We start from the raw sequence: 5,691 nt of genomic DNA on the forward strand, positions 1-5,691 counted from the left end.
AGGCGTGAGCCAGCACCGTGGCGCTCCGGTCCGGCCGCGCTACGGCCGGCTCGCCGCCCTGGGCTCCTCGTTGTCGGTGACCGTGATCGCCGTCCTCGGCGGCACCGGCGTGCTGCCGTCGGCCGCCGGCGACCCGAAGGGCCCCGCGCCGGCCGCGATCGAGAAGGTCGCCGACCCCGAGCCGTCGAGCCGCTCCACGCCGTCGACCGAGCCGGAGCCCGAGTCCGAGACGTCGAGCGAGGCCGCGACCGAGATCGATCCCCCGGACGACACCGCGCTGCCGACCGGCACCGGCCACGGCAAGCGCATCGTGTTCAGCCAGAGTCGCCAGCGGGTGTGGCTGGTGAGCAGGGCCAAGCACGTGCAGCGGACCTACCTGGTCTCGGGCAGCGTCACCGACAACCTCGACCCCGGCACCTACTCGGTCTACTCGCGCTCCGAGCAGGCGTGGGGCATCGACGACTCGGGGACCATGCGTTACTTCGTCCGCTTCACGCAGGGCGACACCGGCGCGGCGATCGGGTTCCACGACATCCCGATCGACGACGGCAAGCCGGTGCAGACCTTCGCGCAGCTCGGCACCCCCCAGTCACACGGCTGCGTGCGCCAGAAGCGCTCCGACGCGATCGCGTTGTGGGAGTTCGCGCCGCTCGGGACGACGGTCGTCGTCACCGCCTGAAATCACATCGACCCGCCCGGAAGTTCCGGGCGGGTCAATGTCAGAGTCGGGGTGAGGGCATCACTCTGTGGTGGCGGCGGGTGCGCTCGATCCGCCGGAGCCACGCGAGCGACGCCGGTTGCGACTGCGCGACCGGCCCGAGCGGGAGGAGCCGCTCTTCTCGCCGTCCTCGCCACCGGCCGGGGCGTCACCGGACGCCGAGGCGCCCGCATCGGCGCCGCCGGCGACCTTCTCGCCGCTGCGGGTGCGAGTCCGGCTGCGGTTGCGGTTGCGCGACCCCGAGCGCTCGGAGCGCTCGCCCCGCTCACCGCGGTCCTCGCGGGGCTTCCGCTCGACCGGGGCGGCGTCGACGAGACGGCCCTTGGTGCCGGGCGCGATGCCCTGGTCGTGGAAGAGGTGCTCGGAGGTCGAGTAGGTCTCCTGCGGCTCGTCGAAGGGCAGGTCGAGCGCCTTGTTGATCATCTTCCAGCGCGCGAGGTCCTGCCAGTCCACGAACGTGATCGCGATGCCCGAGGCGCCCGCGCGGCCGGTGCGGCCGATGCGGTGGACGTAGGTCTTGTCGTCCTCGGGGCAGCTGTAGTTGATGACGTGCGAGACACCGGCGACGTCGATGCCGCGGGCCGCGACGTCGGTCGCGACGAGCACCTGCATCTTGTTCTCGCGGAACCGGGTCAGCGCCTTCTCGCGGGCCACCTGCGCCATGTCGCCGTGCAGCGGGCTGGCCTTGAAGCCGCGCTCGACGAGGTCGTCGGCGACCCGCTGCGCCTGGCGCTTGGTGCGGGTGAACACGATGACCTTGTCGACGTCCTCGGCCTGCAGGACCCGGCCGATGATCTCGGGCTTGTCGAGGTCGTGGGCCTGGTAGATGAACTGCGCCGTGGCGGGCACCGTCGCGTTGTCGTACGACGACTCCGCGCGGATGTTCATGGGGTGGCGCATGTGGGTGCGGGCCAGCGAGACGATCGCGGCCGGCATCGTCGCCGAGAACAGCATCGTCTGGCGGGTCTCGGGCGTCATCGAGAGGATCCGCTCGACGTCGGGCAGGAAGCCCAGGTCGAGCATCTCGTCGGCCTCGTCGAGCACGAGCGCGTGCACGTGGGAGATGTCGAGGGCCCGGCGGTTGCACAGGTCGATGAGGCGACCCGGCGTGCCGACGACGATGTCGACGCCGGACTCGAGCGCGTCGAGCTGGGTGTCGTAGCCGACGCCGCCGTACACCGTGAGGACGCGCAGTCCACGGTCGGCGCCGGCGACGGCGAGGTCGTTGGAGACCTGGAGCGCGAGCTCACGGGTCGGCGCCACGATCAGCGCCTGCGGCTTGCCCTGGGGGATCTCGGCGTAGTCGGGGTCCTTGGGCGCGACGCTGCGCTGCAGCACCGGGATGCCGAACGCGAGGGTCTTGCCGGTGCCCGTGCGGGCCTGGCCGATCAGGTCGGTGCCCAGCAGGGCGACGGAGAGGGTCATCTCCTGGATGGCGAAGGGGGTGACGATGCCTGCGCGCTCGAGGGCGTCGCAGATCTCGGGGAGCACCCCGAGCTCTCGGAACGTGGTCAGGGTCTTGTCGCTTTCGTGAGTCAGCCGGGATCAACCGAGTGAGTGTCGGATGCGGCGGACTGCAGGAAACGCGTCTGCCGCGCACATACGTGGCCCGGATCGGGCCCCTACGCGGGCCGCGAGGGGCGACCCGAACGGCGCCAGTCTATCGGTAGGGTGCGCACGTGGCCTCATCCCCGCCGGACGACACCCCGGACCCCGCATCGAACCTCGCGTTCCAGGACCCGGAGTACCGCGAGGCCGTGGTGGACCTCCTCGGTGCCATCGCGTACGGCGAGATCTCGGCCTTCGAGCGTCTTGCCGAGGACTCCAAGCTCGCGCCGACGCTGGAGGACAAGGTCGCGATCGCGAGCATGGCGGCCGCCGAGTTCGGTCACGTCGCGCGGCTCAACGCCCGTCTCGCCGAGCTCGGTGCCGACCCGTTCGCGGCGATGGCACCGTTCGTGACCGCGATCGATCGCTTCCACGAGTACACGGCTCCGACCGACTGGTACGAGGGCCTGATCAAGGCCTATGTCGGCGACGGCCTGGCCAATGACTTCTACCGTGAGATCGCGGCCTACCTCGACACCGAGACCCGGGACCTGATCGTCGCGTCGCTGGAGGACTCCGGGCACGCGGCGTTCGTCGTCGACCGGGTGCGAGCCGCCATCGCCGCGGACCCGCGCCTCGGTGGCCGGCTGGCGCTCTGGGGACGACGACTGATGGGAGAGGCGCTCACCCAGGCTCAGCGGGTGGCCGCCGACCGCGACGCCCTCTCGGCGCTGCTGGCGGGAGGGGTCGACCGTCCGGGCCTCGACCTGGCCGCGATCGGCCGGATGTTCACCCGGATCACCGAGCGGCACGCCGAGCGGATGGCGGAGCTGGGACTCGCCAGCTGAGCCGGCCGACCCGGCGGGCGGACGCCGCCTCGACGTCCTGGAACAGGCCGTGCCGCGCGCTGAAGCCGGTCAGCCGCAGCACGCGGCGCAGGAACTCGTTGCTGCAGACCACGACGAACTCACCGCCCTGGCGCTCCTGGATCAGCGCCGTCTGGTCGAGCAGGCGGATGCTGGCGCAGTCGAGGAAGTCGACGCCGTCGAGGTCGACGTGCAGGCGCCGGGTCGCGAGGCCGACCGCGTCGTAGCAGGCGGCGCCGAGGTCGGCGTGGGTCATCAGGTCGAGGTCGCCGCGACAGGTCAGCGTGGCCTCGCCGTCGGCGTGCTGGTGGAGCAGGAACTGGTCCATCGGAGGAGCCGTCTCTGGAGCGAGCTCCGCCGTGGGCTGAGCGGATCTCGTCCCTTCCACCGTACCTGCCCGCCCCGGCGTCCATCTCACCCCTGCGGGCGGGCAGGACAGACGCCGATGGTCACCACCGCGTACGGTGGCGACATGTCGCCGAGGCATCCGTGGTCGTTCGTCCTGCTCGCCGGGTACCCACCGATCCGGCGCTCACTCACCCGCACCGGTGGTCCCTCTCACGGGACGGTCTCTTGGTAGCCGACCGGTCGGCTGCCGCGTCCGACCTCGGCACGGTCCCCGACCTCCGCGAGCGGATCCTGCGGCTGCGCGACCACGTGGGGGAGTCGCCGCAGATGACCGCGGTGCTGGCCGAGCTCGAGGCGACCTACGAGCACCTCCGGGTCGCGGCTCAGGAGATCCGGGCCCAGGAGGAGGAGATCCATCGCCTGCTCCGGACCCAGGAGCTGATGAGGTGGCAGCAGCAGCGGGTCCAGCAGATGCTCCCGGCCGCCGTCGTGACCACCGATCTCGACGGCCGGATCTGCGCGGCCAACGCATCGGCCGCCGTCCTGTTCGGCGCCGACGTGGTCCAGCTGGTGCGCACCGGGCTCTTCGAGCTCGTCGCGAGCGAGGACCGCGCCGACCTGCAGGCGGCCGCCGCGCGGCTGGAACCGGGCGGGCGGCTGCGGCGTACGGCGACCGTCGTCGGGCGCGACGGTCGGTCGACCCGGGTCGACGTGAGCGCGGCGACCGGGGCGCCGCACGCTCGCGAGATCTCGTGGGTCCTCGTCGTTCAGGCGCCGGAGGAATCAGGCGAGGGCGTCCAGGTCGCCGTCTCCGAGGCGCTCGTCGACCTCGGCGCCCTGCCCGCGTCGCCCCTCGAGGACCTCGAGCTGCTCCAGCGCGCCGTCGCGATCTGCGCACACGCGCTCGGGGGGAGCGCGGCGGTGAGCATCAGCGCGGGCGCGCCCACGGCGCCGTCGCGGGTGGCCTCCTCCGCTGCGGCCGCTCAGGTGGTCGACGGCGCCCAGCTCGAGCGCGAGGAAGGTCCCAGCGTCGCGGCGTACGCCGAGCGCGCCACCGTCGTGTGCGCTGACCTGCGCACCGCCGACCGGTGGCCGGCACTCGCCGCCGACCCGCGCCTGCCGGCCGTGGCTGCGGTCGCAGCGCCGCTGTCGCTCGGCGGCGAGGTGCTCGGTGTCCTCAGCGTCTACGTGGAGGCCGACCAGCCCGGCGAGCGGCTGGTCCGGTCCGTGGAGCTGCTCGCAGCGGCCCTCGCCGCGGTGCTGCACGAGGCGGTCGTGCGGCGCGAGCTCGCGCAGGAGGTGGCCGATCTCGAGGCCGCGCTCCAGTCGCGGGCCACGATCGACCAGGCGAAGGGGATCATCATGGCCGAGCGGAACTGCAGCGCCCAGGAAGCCTTCGACCACCTCGTCGACCTCAGCAGCACCCAGCACACGAAGCTGCGCGAGGTGGCCCGCGCGCTCGTCGAGCAGCGCTCGGCCGGGTCGGCACCACAGGGGTAACGCCGGCGCACACGGGTACCTGGCCCCGATCCGAGGGAGGAGGGGCCTTGACGACGAACCTGCCCGGTCCGCAGAGCGATGACCCGCGGGCGGCCGGCTTCGAGCACGCCGCCGAGCCCGCCTTCGTCACCGAGGGCGCGCGGCACCGCATCGTGGCGATCAACGCGGCCGCGCGTGCGCACTGGGGCCAGGACGCGCTCGGTGCCGAGCTGGCGACGGCGCTGCCGGCGCTCGAGCCCGAGCAGCTGGACTGCTGGTCGTGGGTCCTGCAGTCGCAGACCCCGACCGAGGTGCCCAGCGCCCTCGGGCCGAGCGGGGGCCCGGCGGTCATGGACCTGCGACCCTGGTGCGGCGCGGACGGACACCCGGCCGGTGTGGTGGCGCACCTGTCGAGGGACCTCCCGGGCGGGCTCGTCGCCACCCGGATGCAGGAGGCGCTGCTGCCCGAGGAGCTGCCCGTCCTCCCGCGGCTGGACCTCGCCGCGACCTACCTGCTGGCCGACGGTGCCGACGGGGCCGCCGGGGACTGGTTCGACGCGCTCCTCACCCCCGCCGGCACCGTCGCACTGGTGGTCGGTGACGTCGCGGGCCGCGGCACCGAGGCCGTCGCCACGATGGCAACGCTCCGAGCCGTCCTGCGCGAGCGGCTGCTCGCTGGGTGCGGCCCGGATGACGCGCTCGCCGCGGTCGGCGGCCTGGTCCCCGGCCTGC

General features: G+C 73.0%; 6 protein-coding genes. 4 read left to right on the plus strand and 2 right to left on the minus strand.

Annotation, left to right across the window (positions count from 1 at the left end; translation table 11 throughout):
* Positions 1-679, plus strand: a 679-nt coding sequence (locus Q0L15_RS00890; RefSeq protein ID WP_296601572.1) for a L,D-transpeptidase family protein, incomplete at its 5' end; no start/stop codon positions are given.
* A gap of 60 nt (positions 680-739) precedes the next feature.
* On the opposite strand, the gene Q0L15_RS00895 is transcribed toward Q0L15_RS00890, so the two are convergent.
* On the minus strand, positions 740-2,209 hold the full coding sequence (locus Q0L15_RS00895; protein ID WP_296601588.1) for a DEAD/DEAH box helicase: 1,470 nt from the start codon (positions 2,207-2,209) through the stop codon (positions 740-742).
* Positions 2,210-2,397: 188 nt separating this feature from the next.
* Here Q0L15_RS00895 and Q0L15_RS00900 point away from each other — a divergent pair, with 188 nt between their 5' ends.
* On the plus strand, positions 2,398-3,114 hold the full coding sequence (locus tag Q0L15_RS00900; RefSeq protein ID WP_296601590.1) for a ferritin-like fold-containing protein: 717 nt from the start codon (positions 2,398-2,400) through the stop codon (positions 3,112-3,114).
* Here Q0L15_RS00900 and Q0L15_RS00905 read toward each other — a convergent pair.
* The gene (locus Q0L15_RS00905) at positions 3,065-3,460 is read right to left on the minus strand and encodes an STAS domain-containing protein (protein ID WP_296601592.1); all 396 of its coding nucleotides are present in this window, start codon (positions 3,458-3,460) and stop codon (positions 3,065-3,067) included. The genes Q0L15_RS00900 and Q0L15_RS00905 overlap by 50 nt on opposite strands.
* 245 nt (positions 3,461-3,705) lie before the next feature.
* On the opposite strand from Q0L15_RS00905, the gene Q0L15_RS00910 reads away from it, so the two are divergent.
* Positions 3,706-4,980: an ANTAR domain-containing protein gene (locus Q0L15_RS00910; protein WP_296601593.1), complete on the plus strand. Its 1,275-nt coding sequence runs from the start codon at positions 3,706-3,708 to the stop codon at positions 4,978-4,980.
* Between the two features lie 47 nt (positions 4,981-5,027).
* Positions 5,028-5,691: SpoIIE family protein phosphatase (locus Q0L15_RS00915; protein WP_296601595.1), on the plus strand; the 664-nt coding region annotated here is incomplete at its 3' end.

Source organism: Nocardioides sp., from assembly GCF_024509035.1.
Lineage (GTDB): Bacteria > Actinomycetota > Actinomycetes > Propionibacteriales > Nocardioidaceae > Nocardioides.

Bases quoted from the DNA above. Each gene is read 5' to 3' on its own strand.
- Q0L15_RS00905 (WP_296601592.1), bottom strand. From the start codon at position 3,460: ATGGACCAGTTCCTGCTCCACCAGCACGCCGACGGCGAGGCCACGCTG.